Raw genomic sequence first — 20,275 nt, 5'->3', positions numbered from 1 at the left:
GCGGGGCTCCTTGGGTACTGCTTACCGGCCGCGATCGGCCGACCCGGGCAACTAGGCCGGGGTGACGTTCTCAGCCTGCGGGCCCTTCGGACCCTGAGTGACGTCGAAGTTCACGACCTGGTTCTCCTCGAGGGAGCGGAACCCGGACGCGTTGATCGCGGAGTAGTGAACGAAGACATCCGGGCCGCCGCCGTCCTGGGCGATGAAGCCGAAGCCCTTTTCAGCGTTGAACCACTTGACGGTTCCGGTAGCCATAAAGCCCTCCTTGGGCCAAAGGGTTGCCCTGCTCCAGAACCTGCAAAGAAGTCTGAAAACTACAAAAGCCTGCGGGTTACATGATCCGCAGGCTTTGTACTGCAAGGGAAACCAAACTGCAACTTGCGGGCGAGCCTAGCACGCAGCCTCTGGGGAGCGGTAGAGGGAAAGATCACTTCACTCGAATGTTTGATTGGGCGATCCGATAGGTGACCGGCACGTCGCGCGGCGGGTGCGGAGGCGGGTGCGGAGGCGGGTGCGGAGGCGGGTGCGGGGGTGGGTGTGAAGGCGGCCGGGAGGGTGGATGCGGGGGCGATCCGGGGCGGCCTGTGTGGAGGGGCGCGGAGGGGGCGCGCGGAGGGCGGCGGTGAGGGGCGCGAGGGGGCGCGGAACGTGGTGCGGAGAGGTGCGCGAAGTGGGCGGCGGGACACGGGAGGAGCGGCCCCCGGGGCGGGGCCGGGGCCGGGGGCGGGGGTGGGGATCGGGTGTCGGTGGACCGGCGTACCGGCGTACCGGCGTAAGGCTTCGAACCGAGGTTGTCGGTGCGGGACCGTCATATGGGTTGGGTTGGGCTGTCGGTGCGGGCCGGGTTGAGCTGCCGGCAGGGGGTCGGGATGGGGCTGCCGGTGTGGTGCCGGCCCCACAATCGCTGCTGTGATGGCCCCCGATCACCGCTTCGGTGGCCCCCCGATCGCCCCGGTGATGCTGTCGCCCGGACGCAGGTCTAGCCTCGCGATGTGGACAATTCAACCGTCTCTCCCGTCGAAGGCGGCCATCGCCGCAGCCGGCCCCGCGTCGGCCACATCCAGTTCCTGAACTGCCTTCCCCTCTACTGGGGGCTGGCACGGACAGGGACCCTGCTCGATCTGGAGCTGTCGAAGGACACCCCGGAGAAGCTCAGCGAGCAGCTGGTCAAGGGTGACCTGGACATCGGCCCCATCACCCTGGTGGAGTTCCTGCGCAACGCCGACGACCTGGTCGCCTTCCCCGACATCGCGGTCGGCTGCGACGGCCCCGTCATGTCGTGCGTGATCGTGTCGCAGGTGCCCCTGGAGCAGCTCGACCGGGCACGGGTGGCTCTCGGCTCGACCTCCCGCACGTCCGTCCGGCTGGCTCAGCTGCTGCTCGCCGAGCGTTACGGGGTGCAGCCCGACTACTACACCTGCCCGCCCGACCTCGCCGCGATGATGCAGGAGGCGGACGCCGCCGTGCTGATCGGCGACGCCGCACTCCGCGCCAACCTGCACGACGCCCCGCGTCTCGGCCTCCAGGTCCACGACCTCGGCCAGATGTGGAAGGAGTGGACCGGGCTGCCGTTCGTCTTCGCCGTCTGGGCCGCCCGCAAGGACTACCTGGCCGCCGAACCGGAGTACGTCGACAAGGTGCACCAGGCGTTCCTGGCCTCGCGGGACGTGTCCCTCGAAGAGGTCACCAAGGTCGCCGAGCAGGCCTCACGCTGGGAAGCCTTCGACGCGGAGGTGCTGGAGAAGTACTTCACCACCCTCGACTTCCGCTTCGGCCCCGACCAGCTCGCGGGCGTGAAGGAGTTCGCCCGGCGGACCGGCGGCACCACCGGCTACCCCGACGACGTGCACGTCGAGCTGCTCGGCAGCTGACCCCGCACCGCCCCGCCGTCCGGCCGCCCAGGCCTCTGGGTGGCCGGACGACGGGACCGGAACGCTTGGGCATCCGGGCGGTGGGCCGACGTCTGGTGGCCGGGCGGTGGGCGCCGGGCGGTGGGGTCGGAGACGGACCGTTTCCGGTTCGGCCCCCACGACTCCCGGTCCCGCAGGCCCCCAGTGCCTGACGACCCCAGGCCATACAGCCCCGCGGTCCCGCCTCGCGGTCCCGCCGTGTGGTGAGCGCGTACCGTCCGCCGCCCATGTGCTCCGGCCGGTACGCGCCCTGCCGCATGCGCTCGGACCGGTAGCCGCCGCCCGGTCCCGAGCCGCCCCGGAGCCGTCCCGCACCCCGTCCCGGTGCGCCCCCTCGGGCGACCGCTGGGACGGGCTCGGGGCGGTCCCCGATGGCAACCTCGGGATGTCCTCGGAGTGCCGAACCCGTACGCGGCGTCGGCGTACGGGCGCCCGCGCGATGCGGTCCGTCGCGGCGGACCGATTCGGTGGCGATCCGTTCCTTCCTCTTCGCGTTCTTCGCCCTCTCGCGCACCTTCCTCGCGCTTCTCGACTTTCGCCGCCTTTCGCGGCTTTCTTCCAGAACGCCCGATTCTTCGATGTCGTTCTCACGCTCGGTGCGGGGTGTCCGAGGTGAAAGCGGGCCGCGGAGCCGCAGAGGGCGTGCGGAGGTGTGCGGGGATCAGCCCGGGACTCCTGTGCGGGTCGCCTCTCTCACGCCTCCGCGGGAATGGCCGGATGATGAGGGGGACCTTTGGTGTGCGCACCGGATGGCTGCCATTCATTCCCGTCGACGTTGCCTTCAGGTCACCCGCATTTACTTTCCTCCATCTCTGTGTCGTTGCCTCTTCGCTGATACCTCGAAGTTCTGCGTTTCCGTGCGTTCCGGTTCCCCGTTCTTCTCTTTTCGGTCATGCTTTCTCGGCCCGTCGGTAACTTTTTCGCTTTTCTCTCCGATCGGGGGAGCGCCTGGGGGAGGCGAGCCGTTTCGCTGTCCCGGTAGACGACGGGCAGAGGCGCGCAAAAGTGGAATTCAGCATTCCGCATCTCGTGGAGGGGCATGCTTCCCGGCAGGGGGAACCGGTGGCACGTTTTCCTGTGACCGGGCGACGGGCAGCCCTTACGCTTCGGTCGAGGTCCGGTCGCTTCACAGGGGGAGTCGCCATGCAGCCGCTGGAAGCCGGCGAACCGCGCACCATCGGCGCCTACCGGCTGCTCGGCAGACTCGGCGCGGGCGGCATGGGGCGGGTCTACCTGGGGCGGAGCGCGGGGGGCCGCACGGTCGCGGTGAAGGTGGTGCACCCGCACTTCGCCCTCGACGAGCAGTTCCGGGCCCGGTTCCGGCGCGAGGTGGACTCCGCGCGGCGCGTCGGGGCCCGGTGGACCGCTCCCGTTCTGGACGCCGACCCCGACGCTCCGGTGCCATGGGTGGCGACCGGCTACGTGGCGGGGCCGTCCCTCTCGCAGGCGGTGACCCGGCACGGCGCACTGCCCGAGCAGGCCGTGCGGGCGCTGGGCGGCGGCCTCGCGGAGGCACTGGGCGCCGTGCACCAGCAGGGCATCGTCCACCGTGACGTGAAGCCTTCCAACGTCCTCCTCGCCCTCGACGGGCCCCGGCTCATCGACTTCGGCATCGCCAGGGCCCTCGGCGCCACCGTCTCGCTCACCTCCACGGGGGCCTCCGTGGGATCGCCGGGCTACATGGCACCCGAGCAGATCCGGGGAGGCGACATCTCCGGAGCGGCCGACGTGTTCTCGCTCGGCGCGGTCCTCGCGTACGCCGCCACCGGCTCCGCACCCTTCCCCGGCGACTCCTCCGCCGTGCTCCTGTACAAGGTGGTCCACGAGGAGCCCGAACTCGGCGATCTTCGGGGCGAACTGAGGGACCTCATCGCCGCGTGCCTGGCGAAGAACCCGGACGCCCGGCCCTCGCCGCCCGACATCGCCCGCGCTCTCGCCCCCGCCGGGGCCGCGGTGTTGGTGGCGGCGGGCTGGCTGCCCGCCGAGCTCGTCCATGAGGTGAGCCGGGACGCCGTGGCGCTGCTCGACCTCGAACCCCAGGAGGGTCCGGTGCTGTCCGGCCCCGTCCCCTTCAGCAGCGCCTCGCTCGACGTACCTCCCGCCGACGGGCGAGGCGTTGAGAGCCGTACGACGGCACCAGCCGACGGCAGCGGCGAACAGAGCGCGCACGCGGGCACCCAGCCCTCCGAAGCCATGCCCTCCGACGCGTGGTCCTCCGGTGCGCAGTCCGACGGTGCGCAGTCCGTCGGCGCCCCGTCCGCCGGTGCTCTCGGCGTCTTCGGCCCACCGATCCCGCTGCCGGCCGACCGGGCCGGGGGCCGCTCCCCGTCGGACCCGCCCCACTCCCCGCACGGGCCGCGGTTCTCCGTCTCCATGAGCGCCGACAGACTGCCCGAGCAACGGCCCGGGGCCCGGGCGGGGCGGAGGGTGAGCTGCACCGTCGCGCTGGCCGTCGCCGGTGCGCTGGCCGTGGTGGGCCTGACCTCCGGCATGCTCGGCGACCTGCTGCCCTGGGGCGGCTCCGGCGATGCCGACAAGCGCAGCACCGACAGCGCCGCCTCGCCGCCCTCCACCTCTCCCTCCGGCCCCACGGACTCGCCCACGGGCTCCTCCACCGGCACCGGCTCGGGCACACCGTCCGGCGGCACCTCCTCCTCGCCCGCTCCCGGCGGTGAAGGAGACAGCGGCGAAGGAAGCGGGGGCGGGGGGAGCGACGACGGGATCGCTGCCCTGCCCAAGGTGTTCGTTGGGACCTGGTCCGGGCCGACCCTCGAACGCTCGGGCGCCTCGCACGGCATCCTCACCGCCGTCTTCACCGAGGGGAAGAAGGGGCAGGACGTAGTCCGGATGACCCAGTCGATCACCTTCCTCGATTCGCAGGTCTCCTGCTCCAGCATCGGGATGCTCTCCTCCGGTACCGAGAAGGTGCTGAAGATCCATGAGCGCTCGGTCGCCGACAGCTCCGCCAGCCTCTTCTGCACCGGGGCCGAGGCGGAGCTGACCTTCACCCTCAACGACGACGGGACCCTCGCCTACCGGTCCTACGAGGAGGCCGCCGGACTTCCCACCGGCACGCTGAGCCGGTCCGGCCGCTGAACCCGGCAAGGGCTGGCGTAGGCTGATTCGGTCCGTGGATCCGTCGAAACACCGCCGAAAGGTGACAGCCCGGTGACCGAGAAGGCCGACCTTCAGCCCATCCTCGACCGCGCCGCCGAAGGCGGGCGGATCTCTGCGGAGGAGGCGCTCGACCTGTACCGGTCGGCCCCGCTGCACGCGCTCGGAGCAGCGGCCGACGCCGTGCGCCGACGCCGCTACGCGGGTACGGAGCACATCGCGACGTACATCATCGAGCGCAACATCAACTACACCAACGTGTGCGTCACGGCGTGCAAGTTCTGCGCCTTCTACGCCGCGCCGAAGGACACCGCCAAGGGCTGGTCCCGCGACCTCGACGACATCCTGCGCCGCTGCGCGGAGACCGTCGAACTGGGCGGCACCCAGATCATGTTCCAGGGCGGCCACCACCCGGACTACGGCGTGGAGTACTACGAGGAGCACTTCTCCGCCATCAAGAAGGCGTTCCCGCAGCTGGTGATCCACTCGCTGGGCGCCTCCGAGATCGAGCACATGGCCCGGATCTCCAAGGTGTCCGCCGAAGAGGCGATCCAGCGCATCCACGCCGCCGGTCTCGACTCCTTCGCCGGTGCCGGCGCCGAACTCCTGCCGGCCCGCCCGCGCAAGGCGATCGCTCCGCTCAAGGAGTCCGGTGAGCGCTGGCTGGAGATCATGGAGATCGCGCACAACCTCGGTGTCGAGTCCACCTCCACCATGCTGATGGGCACCGGCGAGACCAACGCCGAGCGCATCGAGCACCTCCGCATGATCCGTGACGTGCAGGACCGTACGGGCGGCTTCCGCGCCTTCATCCCGTACACCTACCAGCCGGAGAACAACCACCTGAAGGGCCGCACGCACGCGACGCTCTTCGAGTACCTCCGCATGATCGCCATCGCGCGCCTCTTCCTGGACAACGTCGCGCACATCCAGGGCTCCTGGCTGACCACCGGCAAGGAGGTCGGCCAGCTGTCGCTGCACTACGGCGCGGACGACCTCGGCTCGATCATGCTGGAGGAGAACGTCGTCTCCTCCGCGGGTGCCAAGCACCGCTCCAACCGCCTGGAGATCATCGACCTGATCCGCAAGGCCGGTCGCGTGCCCGCGCAGCGTGCCACGACGTACGAGCACCTGGTCGTCCACGAGGACCCGGCGCTGGACCCGGTCGACGACCGTGTCGTCTCGCACATCTCGTCCACGGCCATCGAGGGCGGCACCGCCCACCCCGAGCTGAAGCTCCTCGACGCCAACTGAGTTCTGTCGCGCGACCGGCATTCCGTCCTCCTTCCGTCTCTCCCCGACCGCTCCGGGCCAGGTGCTCACCGTGCTGACGATTCATGCCGCCGATCTGCTGCTGCCCGGCCCCGGGCGGCGGGCGGTCGCCGGTGGTGCGGTGCTCGTCAGGGACGGAGCACTCGCGGCCGTCGGCCCGTACGAGGACCTCGCCGCCGGGCATCCGACGGCCCGGGTACGCCGTTGGCCGGGGCTGCTGACGCCCGGGCTCGTCCAGCCGCAGGGCAGCGCGCTGCTGGAACGGGCCTACCACCCCGACCCCCAGGAGTCGGACGTCCTCGGCACCGAGCCCCTGACCGGCGCGGCGCTGGGCGGCGTGGACATGGACGACAGCCGGTGGGGCGCGAGTGCGCGGCGCGGGGTGCAGCGGATGCTCGCCCACGGCACCGTCGCCGTGGTGGGACCGCTCAGCCGGCCCGCGGTGGCGGACGCGGTGCAGCGGTCGGGGATGCGCATCCTCGGCGGGGCCCCGGCCGAGGAGACCGGCACGCGGCCCTCGCTGGACCCGCTCGCGTGGCGTCGTACGGCAGCCGAGACGTTTGCCGCTCCGGCGCTCGACGCCGAGAACCGGGCCGCGGACTTCGCGGTCTTCGACGCCCCCGACGAGGAGACCCTCCTCGGGGTGGGTGCGGCCTGTTGTGTCGTCACCGTCCTCGGCGGACGGATGGTCCACCGGCGGCGCTGACGGTACGGCCCCGGGGCCGCACCTGGCTGTGCCAGCCACCGACGACGGTGTCAGCCGCCGACGACGGTGGTCCCTTCCTCCTCCATGGGGTGCTCGTCGGCGTACGCCACCAGCCGCAGGAAGTCGGCGTCGCCGGCGATCGCGGTCAACTGCTCCACCGTGACCGGAGCGGAGGCTGCGTGGAGGTCGTCCGGCGAGATGCTGAGCCCGACCAGGCTGCCGGCGTAACGGAATTCGACGCTGACGCCCGTCGTGGTGGCGCTGTTCATGGCCGCTGTCCGGGCCGTCGCGTGTATGCCACCGGGCAATACGACCTCCTGGCAGGTGGAGTGCTTCGCCGGGTCGTTCACACACGCCGCCGCGTGGCGGTCCTCGGCCTCCTTCGCGGGTCGCACGGAGAAGGTGAGCGGGAAGGCGGCGGTGCCGTCCGCCAGTTGATACTGATCGACCCTGAGGTCCACCGGCCGGATCGTCCCGGTGCCGGGGAGCAGAAGATCGATCGTGTTCGCGGCGGTCTGCTGGAACCTCTCCTGCCGCTTCCGCTCGGCGGCCGACAGGTCCGCCATCGAGGACTCGCCGGGCGAGGGCACCACGTGCACGGGCGTGCGGTACCCGGCGGAGGGGTCCGAGCCCGGACCTGACGTCGGACCTGATGCCGGACCTGATGCCGGGCCGGAGGTCTGACCGGCATCCGATGCGGAGCCCACCCCTGTGGCCTGGGCGGGGGCGCCGCTCGACCAGGGGGCCGTCACCGCGAAGATCCCCAGCGCCACTGCTGCGGTCACCCCCGCGCCCATGACGACCTGGGCGCGGGCACGGCGCCGGCGTCCCTGGGCCACCGCACCGGCCACCAGATCCTCAGGAAGCTGGGCCTGATCGGAGGTGCGCTCCATGGCGGCCCTGAGCAGCGCCGCGCTCGTCTCCCGTTCAAAGTCCGTGGGGTCGGTCAGCATGGTCGTACTCCTCTTCGTGTTCGTGCGTCTCATGCCTGGTGGGAATAGAGGTGGGCGTCGCCGAGCCGCGTCCGCAGCCGGGCCAGCGAGCGCGAACACTGGCTCTTGACCGTGGATTCGCTGCACCGCATCAGCCGGGAGACCGTCGCGACGCTCAGGTCCTCCCAGTACCGCAGGACGACCATCGCCCGGGCGCGCGGCGGCAGTTCGGAGAGCGCGGAGAGCAGCGTCACCGTCAGCTCGGGCCTCACGGGAGAAGGGGCCGGGTCAGCGCGCGAGTGGGCGATCAGATCGCGGAGACGGCGACGCCGCTCCGCGAGGTAGGTGCGGGTGAGGACCGTGCGGGCGTACGCGTGCGGATGCTCGGCCGCGACCACCCGACGCCAGTGCTGGAACAGCTTCGCCAGCGTGGTCTGTGTCAGGTCCCGGGCTGCCTCCGCGTCACCGCAGAGGAGATAGGCCGTGCGGTACAGCCCGCGCTGGGCGGCTCGCGCGAACTCCTCGAAATCCTGGACCGCTAAGCCCTGCGCCGGTGTACGGGTGCGGTCGGGAACGGGTGTGGAGTCCCGGCCTCGTGATGTGCTCATCTTTCCCCCTCGTCTCTGTCGTCTTCACCTCTGTCGTTCTTCACCCCTTCTTGAGTGCTCCCGCAGCCGAAAGGTTGAGGACGAATTTCACGCAGTTTCCCGGCACCGCCCACGGCGTTTCCGTGCGCCGCCCATGAACGTTCCGGGCGCCGCGCACGGAGATTCCGGGCGCTCCCGCACGGAGGTGCGGCGACCGGGCAGCGCCGCCGTCGGGTCGCGGGGAGCGGGCTGCTTGAATGGGAGGGTGACCCGAGCATCCCTGGAAAAGCAGCCGCACGAAGTCGCCTCGATGTTCGACGACGTGGCGCGACGGTACGACCTGACCAACGACGTGCTCTCGCTCGGACAGGCCCGGCTCTGGCGCAAGGAGGTCGCCAAGGCGGTCGACGCGCGCCCGGGGCAGAAGATCCTGGACCTGGCCGCCGGTACGGCCACCTCCTCGCAGCCCTTCGCGCAGGCCGGCGCCTACGTCGTGCCCTGCGACTTCTCGATCGGCATGCTGAAGGTGGGCAAGGAGCGCCACCCCTGGATGCCGTTCACGGCGGGCGACGGGACGAAGCTCCCGTTCAAGGACGAGACCTTCGACGCGGTCACCATCTCCTTCGGGCTCCGCAACATCCAGGACACCGCCGCCGCCCTGAGCGAGCTGTACCGGGTCACCAAGCCCGGCGGCCGGGTCGTGATCTGCGAGTTCTCGCAGCCCACCTGGACGCCGTTCCGCACGGTGTACATGGAGTACCTGATGAAGGCGCTGCCGCCCCTCGCCACCGCGGTGAGCAGCAACCCGGACGCGTACGTCTACCTCGCCGAGTCCATCCGCGCCTGGCCCGACCAGGTCGGACTCGCGACCCTGCTGCAGAAGGCCGGCTGGTCGAGCGTCGCGTGGCGCAACCTCACCGGCGGCGTGGTCGCGCTGCACCGGGGCGTACGCGCCTGAGTGCCGCGGACGCCGGTACGTTCACGGAAACGGGCGGCACCCGGACGCACCCCCGCGCGTGCGGCGGGTGGTTCCGGGTGCCGAGTGTCCGGGTGCCGAGTGGGATTTCCGTCAGGCGGTCATGCTCCTGGCGCGCTCCCCAGCTCCAGCCGGTAGCAGAGCGCCGTACGCGGGACCCCGGTGGTGATCTCGTACGACTCGGCGTGGTGCATCCCGAGCCGCTCGGCGACCGCGACCGAGCGGCGGTTGCGCGAGTCGATCATCGCCACGACCTCGGTGACGCCCGCCGCCCGTACGCGTTCCAGCGTGGTGCGGGCCGCGGTGGTCGCGTAGCCGTGGCCCCAGGCGGTGCGTCCCAGCCGCCAGCCGATCTCGATCGCTCCGACCGGCCCGAAGCTGGGGTGCGGCCATGGCTGCGCGCCGGTGAATCCCAGGACTTCGCCGGCCTCGTCGGTCACCGTCCAGAGACAGAAGCCGAGTTCGGCATCGTGCCGGCGCTGGCGCGCGGTCAACTCCTCGTACACCGAGAACTCCGCGCTCCGGCCGCCGTGGAACTCCATCACCTCCGGGTCGTCGAAGACCCGGTACCAGCTCAGGGTGTCCTCGTCGGTGGGGACCCGCAGGCGGACCGCCGGGTGGGAGGAAGGCGCGATCGTCATCGGGGAGCCCTTCGGTAAGTTGATCTGCCGGTCCCCATAGACTGCATGGGACCGGTGCCCCGCGGCACGCGATTTCGAGTCTTCGGGAGATCCGACCGTGACCGAGCCCCTCTCCGAACACAGCGCGGACGTGATTGTCGTCGGAGCGGGCCCAGCCGGCTCCACGACCGCGTACTACCTCGCCAAGGCCGGGCTCGACGTCCTGCTGCTGGAGAAGACCGCGTTCCCCAGGGAGAAGGTCTGCGGCGACGGTCTCACCCCCCGCGCGACCAAGCAGTTGGTCTCCATGGGCATCGACATCTCCGAAGAGGCCGGCTGGTCGCGGAACAAGGGCCTCCGCATCATCGGTGGCGGCGTCCGCCTCCAGCTCGACTGGCCCGACCTCGCCTCGTACCCGGACTACGGCCTCGTGCGCAAGCGCGACGACTTCGACGAGCAGCTCGCCCGGCAGGCGCAGAAGGCCGGCGCGCGACTCTACGAGCGCGCCAACGTCGGCGCCCCGATCATCGACGAGCGCACCGGCCGCATCACCGGCGTCAACGCCAAGCTCGGCGAGGAGAAGACCCCGGTCACCTTCCACGCCCCGCTGGTCGTCGCCGCCGACGGCAACTCCACCCGGCTCTCCCTCGCCATGGGCCTGCACCGCCGCGAGGACCGCCCGATGGGCGTCGCGGTCCGTACGTACTTCACCTCGCCGCGCCACGACGACGACTACCTGGAGTCCTGGCTCGAACTCTGGGACCGGCGCGGCCCGCAGGACCGCCTGCTCCCCGGGTACGGCTGGATCTTCGGCATGGGCGACGGCACCTCCAACGTCGGCCTCGGCATCCTCAACTCCTCCTCCGCGTTCCGGGAGCTGGACTGGCGCGAGGTCCTCAAGGCCTGGTGCGCGTCGATGCCGGCGGACTGGGGCTACACCCCGGAGAACATGACGACGCCCATCCGCGGCGCCGCCCTCCCGATGGCCTTCAACCGCCAGCCGCACTACACCAAGGGCCTGCTGCTCGTCGGTGACGCGGGCGGTCTCGTCAACCCGTTCAACGGCGAGGGCATCGCGTACGCCATGGAGTCCGGCCAGATCGCCGCCGACGTCATCGTGCAGGCCACCGCCCGCGCGACTCCGGCCCAGCGCGAACTGGCGCTGCACAACTACCCGAAGATCCTCAAGGACACCTACGGCGGCTACTACACGCTGGGCCGCGCGTTCGTGAAGATCATCGGCAACCCGAAGATCATGAAGATCGCCACGCAGCGCGGCCTCACCCACCCGCTGCTGATGAAGTTCACCCTGAAGATGCTGGCCAACCTCACCGACCCGACGGGCGGCGACGCGATGGACCGCATCATCAACGGGCTGTCGAAGGTGGCACCGAAGGCCTGAGGCGGGGGGTGGGCGCTCGGGCGCTCGTGTCCCGTGGTGAGTGACGGGAGTGACGGACGGCTCCGGGGTTGGCGGATGTGCCGCCACAGGGGCCTTCGTGCTCAGGACCGGGTCGTCGACACCCTCCTTGTTGTGTACACGGCTGGTCGTGGCGAGGATGGGGCCGGAGAAGGCAGTCAACGGGAGCGTGTTCTGGGGGAGACATGAGCACAGGGGTTGTCGCTCTGCTGGTGGCTGTCGTCGGTGTGTTGGGCACGCTCCTCGCCCCGGTCACCACAGCCTGGGTGAGTGCACGTACGCGTCGGCAGGAGTTCGAGTTCCAACAGAGCGCCGACAAGGTCAACCGGCAGGTGGAAGACGCCAAGGAGAATGTGGAGCGCAGACGCACGATATACGTGGCTCTCAACTCCGTCGCGCGCCGCTATCGGTTGCAGATGATGGACGAACTTCGCGCCATACAGGCCGGGACGCTGCTCGAGTCCGACGATCCGACGGAGGGGGTGCGGGCGGAGTTCCAGAGCACATACGCCGAGGCGCAGATGCTGGTGCCCGATTCGGTCCTGGGCCCCTCGCGTGCGGTGCGTGTCGCCCTCGCCGAAGCGCGGAAAATGATGGATGCCCTGCGGGGCGGGAGCTCCTACACGCCTGAAGACTGGCAGGAGGCGCATGCCTTCCTGCTCCGGCTGTGGGACGTCATGGGCGAGATGCTGGTTGCCATGCGGCAGGACCTCGGCGTCACGGGCGCGCCCGAACATTGAGGTGAGGCAAGCCCGGCCACCGGCGAACGGTTACGCAGGTGGATCGACGAGCGGCCCGATCAGGCCCGATCGTCGTACGCCCGGCGTGCCGCGATGAGTTCTCGTTGCGCCGACTGTCTTCTTACGTACACCGCGAGTGGACGACGGAAGACCGGCGCAAGACCGGTCGGAAGACCAGGGAGCGAGCCCGTGCGCATCGTCATCAGTGAATTCATCAGCCTCGACGGCGTCGTGCAGGCGCCGGGCGGTCCGGAGGAGGACACGGACGGCGGGTTCGCGCACGGCGGCTGGTCGCACCCGTACTTCGACCCGGAGATCGTGGGAGGGACCTTCGACGACGTCCTGGCCAAGGCAGACGCGCTGCTCTTCGGGCGCCGTACCTGGCGGACGATGGCCGGGGCGTGGCCGGACCGGGCGGGCGACCCGTTCGCCGACCGGATGAACACCATCGAGAAGTACGTGGTGTCGGGGACGCTCTCCGCCCAGGACCTGGTGTGGGCGAACACCACGCTCATCCCGGGCGGCGACGCGGTCGGCCGCATCCGCGCCCTGCGCGAGGCCGGAGGCGGCGATCTGGCGGTCATGGGCAGTCCCACCCTCGCCCGGACCCTCCTGAGCGAGGGCCTGGTCGACGAGCTGCGGCTGATGATCATGCCGGTGCTGCTCGGCGGCGGTAAGACGATCTTCCCGGCGGACGGCGGCCTGCGCGCTCTGGAACTGGTCTCGACGGTCACCAGCCCCGCCGGGGTGAACGTGTGCACCTACCGCCCGGCCGCCACGCATGCCTGATCGACTCGTACGAACGCCTGGTCGAGTGTGGTGACCTCGGCCGGGTAATGCCTTGCGCCGCGTCCGGGTGCCGCACACCATCGGGTCCATGAGAGCTGACGTGCGGTACGACGACGATGCCCTGGTGCTGACGAGCGATCCGACGGAGGAAGGCCTCTACCACCTGCCCCGCGCCGGGGAACCGGTGGACGAGAGCCGCCGCCGGGCCCTCACCCTCGCGGAGGCGCTGCACGTGCGCATCCGGCCGGTCGGTACGGCGGAGGCGGTACTCCGCGACTGGGCGGTCGGCGGCCCGAAGAACGGCCCGGCGCGATGGGCGGACCCGACCACCGCCGTGCCGAAGCGCGTACGAGCCGGAGCGATCGTGATCCGCGACGGACAGATTCTCCTCATCCGGCAGTCCGACCGCCGCTACACCTGGTACGAGATCCCCGGCGGCGGTGTGGAGGCGGGGGAGACCCTGCACGAGGCGGTGGTTCGGGAGTTGCGGGAGGAGACCGCTCTCGACGGGAGCGTGGCGGGGGAGGTGGCCCGGGTCTGGAAGGAGGGGACCCGGCAGCACTACTTCCTCGTACACGCCGAGGGGGAGGTCGGCGCCGAGGACCAACTCGACAACTACGGCGGCCGGCCCGTGTGGAGGCCCGTCGCCGACCTGCCCGGGACCGCGCTCTGGCCCCGGCGGCTGAGCTGGCGCATCGCCCACTGGCAGCACGCCGGCTGGCCCATAGTTCCGGTTGAACTAGCAGACAGTGTCAAGGACTTGGGGAAGCCCTGTACCTGGTAGTCAGGGAGTGGTGGCCAGTCGGGGCCGGTCGGCGGGGTAGGTCGGCGGGCTGGTCACGGGTGGCCGGTCGCGGGTGGCCGGTCGCGGGTGGCCGGTCACGGGGCGCGGTGCGCGTCGCACCCCGCGTGCGACAGCAGTACGTACGTCAACGGGCGCACGTTCCACTCCAGGTGGCGGCCCTTGCGGAGCCTGAGTACGAACCCGCAGGGCTCGCCCCGGTGCAGCGCGCCGAGAGCGGGGATCCAGCCGCCGTGATCCGCCCACCGGCGCGCCCTGTCGGCCTCGTGCGGCGGCAGGCCGAGGACGTGGCTCGCGCGGAGCTGGCTGCGGATGACGCGGATGGCGTCCAGCGGTTCCGGCAGCACGCGGAGGTCCACCGGCTCGGGCACGAATCCGCTCGCGGGCCCGTAACAGAGCACTTCGAAAGGTAATCCGGTGTGCCGGTGTGCCTCGGCGGGGCTGGAGGTTGTTCGGAGCGAGGTGCGCATGGTGGACCGTCCGATCGCGGCGTCGGGCTGCCCTTCCCCTGGGCTGCTTGGCTGACGCCGGGGGCGAAGAGCGGTCAGGGAAGCCCTGACCGTCAACCAACATGCGGGCAGGGCATTTCGGGTCGGCCCGGCGCCGAACGGAGTGCGGTTCGGCGACCGGGTGCGACGTACGGTGACGGTAGCGTCACTGCGCCGTTGGGTGCAACCGTGGGACGTCCCAATGTTGGGCCGATCTGGCGGGCTGCCCCCTGCCTGAGGTCGCAGACAGGGGGATCGTGCACTATCGGATCAGGTGGTCGAACTCGCCCGCTTTGACGCCGAGGATGAATGCGCGCAGTTTGGTGACGCTCGTTGTGACGACGACTTCGGGTTCGTCGCTCTCGCGCACTCTGATCGATCCGTCAACGGGTGCCAGCTCGATACAGCTTTGGTTGTCATCGGCCCCTGAGAAGGAGGATTTCTGCCACTTGATTGCGTCGGTCATGCCGATGGGCTCACATTTCCTGTGCGATGTGTTGGATGAATTCTGTCGACTTCTCGGTGCTGAGTGAGATCGACTCGATGGAGTCAAGAAGCGCTCGATAACGTGCGAGTTGCGCCTCGGCGTCCAGGAACCCGGCATCGAACGCGCTGTCCAGCTGAACCGTGTCCAGGGCGGGGATGGCTGCACCGGCGTAGAGCATCGAGTGCACCGAGCCGGTGATCCGCGCGCTGAACGGGATGACGCGAATCGTTACGGACGGCCACGATGAGACTGTGCAGAGGAAGGCGAGTTGCTCCTGCATCGCCGCAGCGTCGCAGTACTGCATGCGCAGGGCCGCCTCGTGGATGAACGCCTCGAAGGGGGTGGGTGCGGGGCGGTCGAAGATGTCGCGTCGTCGGGTGCGGTGTTCGACTCTCGCGTTCAGCTCAGCGGCAGGCAGGTCTGAGATTCCGCTGCGGATGAGGTCGCGCGCATACGACTCGGTCTGGAAGATTCCAGGGATCGTGAGCATCTGGATCGCGCGGAGGTGTGTTGCCTTGTATTCGAGCTCGGCGAGATCCAGGAATCCTGGCGAGAGTATTCCGCGATACTCGTCCCACCATCCCTTGGGTCGCTCCTCGGCCATGCTTGCGAGCGCGTCGATGAGGTGCTTATCGGTGGATGAATAGTGAGCGGCGAGCCGGCGCACGCGCTCGTCGCTCACTCCATATCGACCTGATTCGATGTGGCTGATCTGGGCGCGCTCGCCGCCGAGATAGGCGGCGGCCTGACTCCCTGACAGGCCAGCCCTCTCGCGCAACTTGCGTAGCTCTGCGCCCAACCGCCTCTGGCGGGCGGTCGGGTAGCTCCGTGGCGGCATTGGGTCCTCCCCTTGGTGCGGCTACGAGTGTGCCGCGCCTCCCTGCCGCCGGTCCACTCGTATGGGTGTTACGGGAGTCCCAATGTTGTGCCGTCCCATCGTTGTGCCCTAGCGTCCGGATTGCTGGAAGTCGGCGTTGGTCATGTCGAAGTGCAGCTGCGCGCAGCCCTATTGAGGATCCTGGCGCGGCCATTGCCACGGCGTCAGCCTTGTCGGCTCGGTCCCGGAGAATTGCTCGCGTAGGGAGAACTCGTCATGGCCGTCGTAACGACCCCGCCCCCGTCCGCTCCGCCCGTGGGATCGCCACTGCCGCGACGCGGCGACCGCTACCGGGTGGTGGCGCCGAACAACGCCCACGCCCCCAAGCTGGTACGGGACTTCGTCGCCACACTCCTACGGATGACCGGGCATCCCGGGCTGGTTGACGACGCCCGGTTGTGCGTGAGCGAGGTGGTGGGCAACGTGTACTGCCACACGCGGTCACGGCTGATCCGCGTGGACGTGGCGATCGCCCCGCACCAGATCAGGGTCCACGTGACCGACGACCAGCCGGACCCGTTGCCGCTCTCCGCTCCGGGACCCGGCGCGGAGAGCGGCCGGGGGCTGCTCATCGTGGACCGGCTGGCCGTGCGCTGGGGAGCCACCGTGCAGGGGCGGGGGACGCGGCAGACGAAGACGGTCTGGTTCGTGTTGACGGCACCCGTACCGGAGCCCGCCCCGTAGCCCATGCCGCCGTGGCCGTACTGGACCGGCGGGGGCCGTCGAGCGGGCTGCCGGTGGTCGGCGGCCCGTCCGAACGGGCCGTTCCTGGGGATATCCCCACCCCGCTCGCTGGCCCCAGCAGCACCACCGATCGGCGTGCCAACCGGATGTTCCCGGGACGGTCACCGCCGGAGGATGAATGACATCCGATGGCAATCCAGACCAGGCACCGAGGACCACCCATGTCACACATCCGCCCGCCCCACCGACGTACCCGCCGCGCACTGTCCGCCGTAGCCCTCCTGGCGGTGACCGGCGGGATCGTCACGGCCTGCGGCCAGGAGGATTCCGCTGCTCCGAAGGCGAGCCCGAAGGCGACCGCGTCCAAGTCCGCGGGGACGGCTCAGGCGGACGCGTCGAAGCTGCGCATGGTCGACAGCGACGGCCACCGCGTCGCGTTCCACATCACCGCGGGGCACGGCCCGGCCATCGTCCTCGACTCGGGCGGCGGGGAGGACTCCTCGTACTGGAAGGACATCGCTCCCCGGCTCCACGCGGACACCGGTGCGACGGTCATCACGTACGACCGGGCCGGCCTCGGTCAGAGCGAGGTGGTGCCCGGGCCGTGGGACGTGGAGGGCGCCGTCAGCGACCTGAAGACGGGGCTCACCGAGCTGGGGGTCACCAAGGACGTGATCCTGGTGTCCCACTCGCAGGCCGGCGAGGTCGCGACGTACTTCACCAAGGAGAACCCGAAGATGGTCTCCGCCTCCGTACTCGTTGACGCCAACCTGCCCCCGTTCTTCACGGACGAGGAGATCGCCCGGCTCGTCGCCGCGAGCCAGCCGGAGGTGGACGCCGCGAAGAAGGACCCCACCAAGCCCGCGAACCGTCAACTGATCGAGACCGCCGAGAACTTCACCCCGGCGCACCAGGCGTACAACAAGATGTCCTGGCCGGACAGCGTCCCCGCAGACGTCATCGTGTCGGAGAAGACCCCCTTCGACAGGTCGCCCGAGGACGCCCAGCGCTGGCGCGACGCCGCCGCGACGTTCGTCCAGCAGGCGCCGAACCGGACGCTCGTCACCGCGACCGGCAGCTCGCACGACGTCCCGAAGGACCGGCCCGACTTCGTGGTGGAGCAGATCGAGAAGATGGTGTCGGCGCAGGGCTGACCCTGCCGCGTGCGGGTGCGCACGGGCTGGTCGGGCGGGTGCGCGCGGGCCGGTGGGGTGGGTGCGCGGGGCCGGTCGGACGGGGGCGCAGGGGCCGGTAAACCTGCACGTCCCACGTCCCCTATAGGGATGAACCGGGACGCATCCTCTCGCCCGGGGGTTCAGGGCCTGATCATGATGTGCCCTGTCTCGGTGACGTCCCTCAGTTTCCGTGCCCGCCGTTCCGGCGGGCCGCTGGGGCGTGCGCAGACGGAGGAGCATCACATTGTCCGGTCAGCAGGCTGAGCAAGGTGTCGGTGAGTTCGCGGTCGGCGGGACGGCCCACTTCGAGGCGCAGACCACGGGCCCGGCGCCCCGGCCCGACGAGGAATGGGAACTCCCGAACGGCTTCGCCCACGTCTTCTACGGCGAGAACAACGGCGGCATCCGGAGGCCGGTCCTCCTGGCCGACGGGTTCAACCTCGGGCCGTCCGACCTGGAGAAGCTCTTCCTCGGCCTGGACGGAGGCGAGTACTCCCTCCTCACGGAGATCCGCCGGTCCGGCCGGGACGTCGTCCTCATCGGCTACGACGAGCGCAGCGCCTCCCTCCTCGACAACGCCAAGACCGTCACCGCCGCGATCCAGCGCACCATCGCCGAGCGGGAAGGGAACGCCCCGCTGACCGTGGGCGGCTTCAGCATGGGCGGGATCATCAGCCGCTACGTCCTCGCCAAGCTGGAGGGCCAGGGCATCGACCACCAGACGGCCCTCTACTTCTCCTACGACAGCCCGCACCGGGGCGCCGTCATCCCCATCGGGCTCCAGGCCTTCTCCTACTTCATCCCGCTGGCCAACAAGTTCGCCCAGCAGATGGACAGCCCGGCCGCACGCGAGATGCTCTGGCGCCACTACGACCGGGAGACCGAGACCGTCGGGGTCGCCCCCGAGCGCGAGAAGTTCCTCGCGGAGCTCCGCTCGGTCGGATTCTGGCCGCAGATCCCCCGCCTGATCGCGGTGGCCAACGGCCGCGGCGACGGCCAGGGGCCTGCCATCAACCCGGGCCAGGTAGCGCTCGCCAGCGTCGGCCGGCTGATCTACCCCGGCACCACCTTCTACACCCAGGGCGAAGGCCACGAGGTCGTCGTCGCCGAACTGAAGCGGCTCTTCCCGGCGGCCGAGAAGACCATCACCACCAGCGGCTTCCCGGAGCTCGACGGTGCGCCCGGCGGCACGCTCGACTCGTACGGCATCCTCGGCGCGATGCTGGAGAAGTTCGGCGCCGAGATCGAACTCAACCACCCCGACATCTGCTTTGTCCCGACGGTGAGCGCCGTCGCCATCCGCGACATCGACCAGCCGGACGACCTCTACGCGAACGTCGACGGGCTGCCGCCGGAGGAGAGCGACTTCGACGAGTTCCTCTGCTCGTCCGAGACCACCGGGCACACCCGGATCACCGAGCAGCTCGGCAGCTGGCTCCTGGAGCGCCTGCCCGAGTAGTTCCCCCGCCCGGCCCCTCACTTGCCCGCCCGGGCCCACTGGCCCACTCGGGCCTCACTGGCCACCGCCCACCCCGACTGGCAGCCGAGCGGAGGGGTGGGCGGGTGGGGCAGCAGGGTTCTGCCCGGGGGCGGGTTCGCTTGCGGACCCGCCCCCGGCAGGGGCTTTGGCGGTGCTGTGTACGAAGGGCCTGGCGGGGGAGCACCCGACGTCTGCTTTGTAAGAGCAGCGTTGGCGGGGCTGGTCCCCCGCATGCGCGGGGAGCACGCCGCGCTGGTGTGGATCGGGGCCACGCACTCGGGACCATCCCGCACGCGCGGGGAGCACCGGGCCCGCATCGTCTTTGACAGCTGGAGCGGGGGACCATCCCCGCACGCGCGGGGAGCACGACGGGCTCGCCATCGTCGAGGGCGCCCCGAAGGGACCATCCCCGCACGCGCGGGGAGCACTACTGCGACAACGACACGCCGGCCTCCGACCCGGGACCATCCCCGCACGCGCGGGGAGCACTTCCCGCCCTTCCCGCCATACCTGAACGTCAAGGGACCATCCCCGCACGCGCGGGGAGCACATCCGCACAGTCGTCGACGACTTGCTCCCCAAGGGACCATCCCCGCACGCGCGGGGAGCACCGGCTGAGTTGGAAGCCCATCTCAGGGAGCAGGGGGACCATCCCCGCACGCGCGGGGAGCACGCGTCCGCATCGGTATCGACGTCGACACCCGGGGGACCATCCCCGCACGCGCGGGGAGCACCACGCCTCGCGCTGCTCGTCGACGGTGAGGTTGGGACCATCCCCGCACGCGCGGGGAGCACTCTTCCTGACCTGCGGCGTTACAAAGCAGGAAGGCCGCTGGAGGCCAACTTCACCGAGTCCGGCATTTGGTGCATTCTGCCTCCTTGGCTTCGGGCGCACCTCGCGGTCCGTCACCTCGCCGTAGAGGGGGGCCGCGTCGCCCCTGATCCCCGAGCGTACCCAGCGGCCACCCGCACCGCCGCCGCCTCCGTCGATCCGCCTTCGGCCGCCTCCGCAGATCCGCCTCCACACCACCGCCGCCCAACACGGCAGGGCCCCCGACACAGCAAGGCCCCAACGCACCAAGGGCCGCCCCTCCCGAGCGGGGGAGGGGCGGCCCTTGGCCGTGCTCGGCTCGACGACGAGCCGCCGTGAGCGAGCTTGTGAATCAGTGAACGCACTCAGCCCGAGCCAGTCGGCGAGAGACGTCCAGGCCCAACG

Annotated in this window: 19 protein-coding genes and 1 CRISPR repeat array; of the genes, 12 read left to right on the top strand and 7 right to left on the bottom strand. The window is 70.4% G+C overall.

Annotation, left to right across the window (positions count from 1 at the left end; genetic code table 11):
- Window positions 1-51: 51 nt before the first annotated feature.
- A complete protein-coding gene (locus ACWCWD_RS22245; RefSeq protein ID WP_003967102.1) occupies window positions 52-255 on the bottom strand; it encodes a cold-shock protein in 204 nt (67 codons plus the stop codon).
- 737 nt (window positions 256-992) lie between these two features.
- Between ACWCWD_RS22245 and ACWCWD_RS22240 the strand changes: the two genes are divergently transcribed.
- From ACWCWD_RS22240 to ACWCWD_RS22225, 4 genes are all read left to right on the top strand, one after another.
- Entirely contained in the window at window positions 993-1,871 is an 879-nt protein-coding gene (locus tag ACWCWD_RS22240) for a menaquinone biosynthetic enzyme MqnA/MqnD family protein (protein ID WP_450774778.1), read from the top strand.
- A gap of 1,182 nt (window positions 1,872-3,053) precedes the next feature.
- On the top strand, window positions 3,054-5,006 hold the full coding sequence (locus tag ACWCWD_RS22235) for a serine/threonine-protein kinase (RefSeq protein WP_450774776.1): 1,953 nt from the start codon (window positions 3,054-3,056) through the stop codon (window positions 5,004-5,006).
- A gap of 72 nt (window positions 5,007-5,078) precedes the next feature.
- Complete coding sequence (gene mqnC / locus ACWCWD_RS22230) at window positions 5,079-6,278, top strand: cyclic dehypoxanthinyl futalosine synthase (protein ID WP_390959860.1); 1,200 nt, start codon at window positions 5,079-5,081, stop codon at window positions 6,276-6,278.
- A 70-nt stretch (window positions 6,279-6,348) separates the two neighbouring features.
- Window positions 6,349-7,002, top strand: a complete 654-nt coding sequence (locus tag ACWCWD_RS22225) for an amidohydrolase family protein (RefSeq protein ID WP_450774774.1) — start codon at window positions 6,349-6,351, stop codon at window positions 7,000-7,002.
- A 50-nt stretch (window positions 7,003-7,052) separates the two neighbouring features.
- On the opposite strand, the gene ACWCWD_RS22220 is transcribed toward ACWCWD_RS22225, so the two are convergent.
- Window positions 7,053-7,955 carry a hypothetical protein gene (locus ACWCWD_RS22220; protein ID WP_450774772.1) on the bottom strand — a complete coding sequence of 301 codons (903 nt, stop codon included), beginning with the start codon at window positions 7,953-7,955 and terminating at the stop codon, window positions 7,053-7,055.
- Window positions 7,956-7,984: 29 nt separating this feature from the next.
- Window positions 7,985-8,542: a SigE family RNA polymerase sigma factor gene (locus tag ACWCWD_RS22215; RefSeq protein ID WP_450774770.1), complete on the bottom strand. Its 558-nt coding sequence runs from the start codon at window positions 8,540-8,542 to the stop codon at window positions 7,985-7,987.
- Between the two features lie 244 nt (window positions 8,543-8,786).
- Here ACWCWD_RS22215 and ACWCWD_RS22210 point away from each other — a divergent pair, with 244 nt between their 5' ends.
- A complete protein-coding gene (locus ACWCWD_RS22210; protein ID WP_450774768.1) occupies window positions 8,787-9,479 on the top strand; it encodes a demethylmenaquinone methyltransferase in 693 nt (230 codons plus the stop codon).
- Window positions 9,480-9,598: 119 nt separating this feature from the next.
- Here the strand turns inward: ACWCWD_RS22210 and ACWCWD_RS22205 are convergent, their stop codons facing one another.
- Window positions 9,599-10,138, bottom strand: a complete 540-nt coding sequence (locus ACWCWD_RS22205) for a GNAT family N-acetyltransferase (protein WP_450774766.1) — start codon at window positions 10,136-10,138, stop codon at window positions 9,599-9,601.
- A 97-nt stretch (window positions 10,139-10,235) separates the two neighbouring features.
- On the opposite strand from ACWCWD_RS22205, the gene ACWCWD_RS22200 reads away from it, so the two are divergent.
- The 4 genes from ACWCWD_RS22200 to ACWCWD_RS22185 all read left to right on the top strand — a co-directional run bounded on the left by ACWCWD_RS22200 (window position 10,236) and on the right by ACWCWD_RS22185 (window position 13,850).
- A complete protein-coding gene (locus tag ACWCWD_RS22200; RefSeq protein WP_327176274.1) occupies window positions 10,236-11,519 on the top strand; it encodes a geranylgeranyl reductase family protein in 1,284 nt (427 codons plus the stop codon).
- 203 nt (window positions 11,520-11,722) lie between these two features.
- The gene (locus ACWCWD_RS22195) at window positions 11,723-12,277 is read left to right on the top strand and encodes a hypothetical protein (RefSeq protein ID WP_450774764.1); all 555 of its coding nucleotides are present in this window, start codon (window positions 11,723-11,725) and stop codon (window positions 12,275-12,277) included.
- 189 nt (window positions 12,278-12,466) lie between these two features.
- Complete coding sequence (locus tag ACWCWD_RS22190) at window positions 12,467-13,066, top strand: dihydrofolate reductase family protein (protein WP_450774762.1); 600 nt, start codon at window positions 12,467-12,469, stop codon at window positions 13,064-13,066.
- Window positions 13,067-13,154: 88 nt separating this feature from the next.
- Window positions 13,155-13,850: an NUDIX domain-containing protein gene (locus tag ACWCWD_RS22185; RefSeq protein WP_450774760.1), complete on the top strand. Its 696-nt coding sequence runs from the start codon at window positions 13,155-13,157 to the stop codon at window positions 13,848-13,850.
- Between the two features lie 95 nt (window positions 13,851-13,945).
- Here ACWCWD_RS22185 and ACWCWD_RS22180 read toward each other — a convergent pair whose 3' ends face one another.
- The 3 genes from ACWCWD_RS22180 to ACWCWD_RS22170 all read right to left on the bottom strand — a co-directional run bounded on the left by ACWCWD_RS22180 (window position 13,946) and on the right by ACWCWD_RS22170 (window position 15,681).
- Entirely contained in the window at window positions 13,946-14,239 is a 294-nt protein-coding gene (locus ACWCWD_RS22180) for a hypothetical protein (protein WP_450774758.1), read from the bottom strand.
- A gap of 379 nt (window positions 14,240-14,618) precedes the next feature.
- Window positions 14,619-14,822 carry a DUF397 domain-containing protein gene (locus ACWCWD_RS22175; protein WP_450774756.1) on the bottom strand — a complete coding sequence of 68 codons (204 nt, stop codon included), beginning with the start codon at window positions 14,820-14,822 and terminating at the stop codon, window positions 14,619-14,621.
- A 10-nt stretch (window positions 14,823-14,832) separates the two neighbouring features.
- Window positions 14,833-15,681, bottom strand: coding sequence for a helix-turn-helix domain-containing protein (locus tag ACWCWD_RS22170; protein ID WP_450774754.1), 849 nt, complete (start codon window positions 15,679-15,681; stop codon window positions 14,833-14,835).
- Window positions 15,682-15,936: 255 nt separating this feature from the next.
- Here ACWCWD_RS22170 and ACWCWD_RS22165 point away from each other — a divergent pair, with 255 nt between their 5' ends.
- The 3 genes from ACWCWD_RS22165 (at window position 15,937) to ACWCWD_RS22155 (ending at window position 19,038) form a co-directional block, all read left to right on the top strand.
- Entirely contained in the window at window positions 15,937-16,404 is a 468-nt protein-coding gene (locus tag ACWCWD_RS22165; protein WP_450774752.1) for an ATP-binding protein, read from the top strand.
- Window positions 16,405-16,625: 221 nt separating this feature from the next.
- Window positions 16,626-17,558, top strand: a complete 933-nt coding sequence (locus tag ACWCWD_RS22160; RefSeq protein WP_450774750.1) for an alpha/beta fold hydrolase — start codon at window positions 16,626-16,628, stop codon at window positions 17,556-17,558.
- A 265-nt stretch (window positions 17,559-17,823) separates the two neighbouring features.
- Window positions 17,824-19,038, top strand: coding sequence for a lipase family alpha/beta hydrolase (locus ACWCWD_RS22155; protein WP_450774748.1), 1,215 nt, complete (start codon window positions 17,824-17,826; stop codon window positions 19,036-19,038).
- Between the two features lie 359 nt (window positions 19,039-19,397).
- Window positions 19,398-19,854: direct repeats of the CRISPR family, unit length 29 nt; unit sequence GGGACCATCCCCGCACGCGCGGGGAGCAC.
- Window positions 19,855-20,275: the final 421 nt, after the last annotated feature.

The sequence above is a fragment of the Streptomyces sp. NPDC001493 genome, from assembly GCF_053597235.1.
This window is presented reverse-complemented; position numbering and strand designations above follow the sequence as displayed.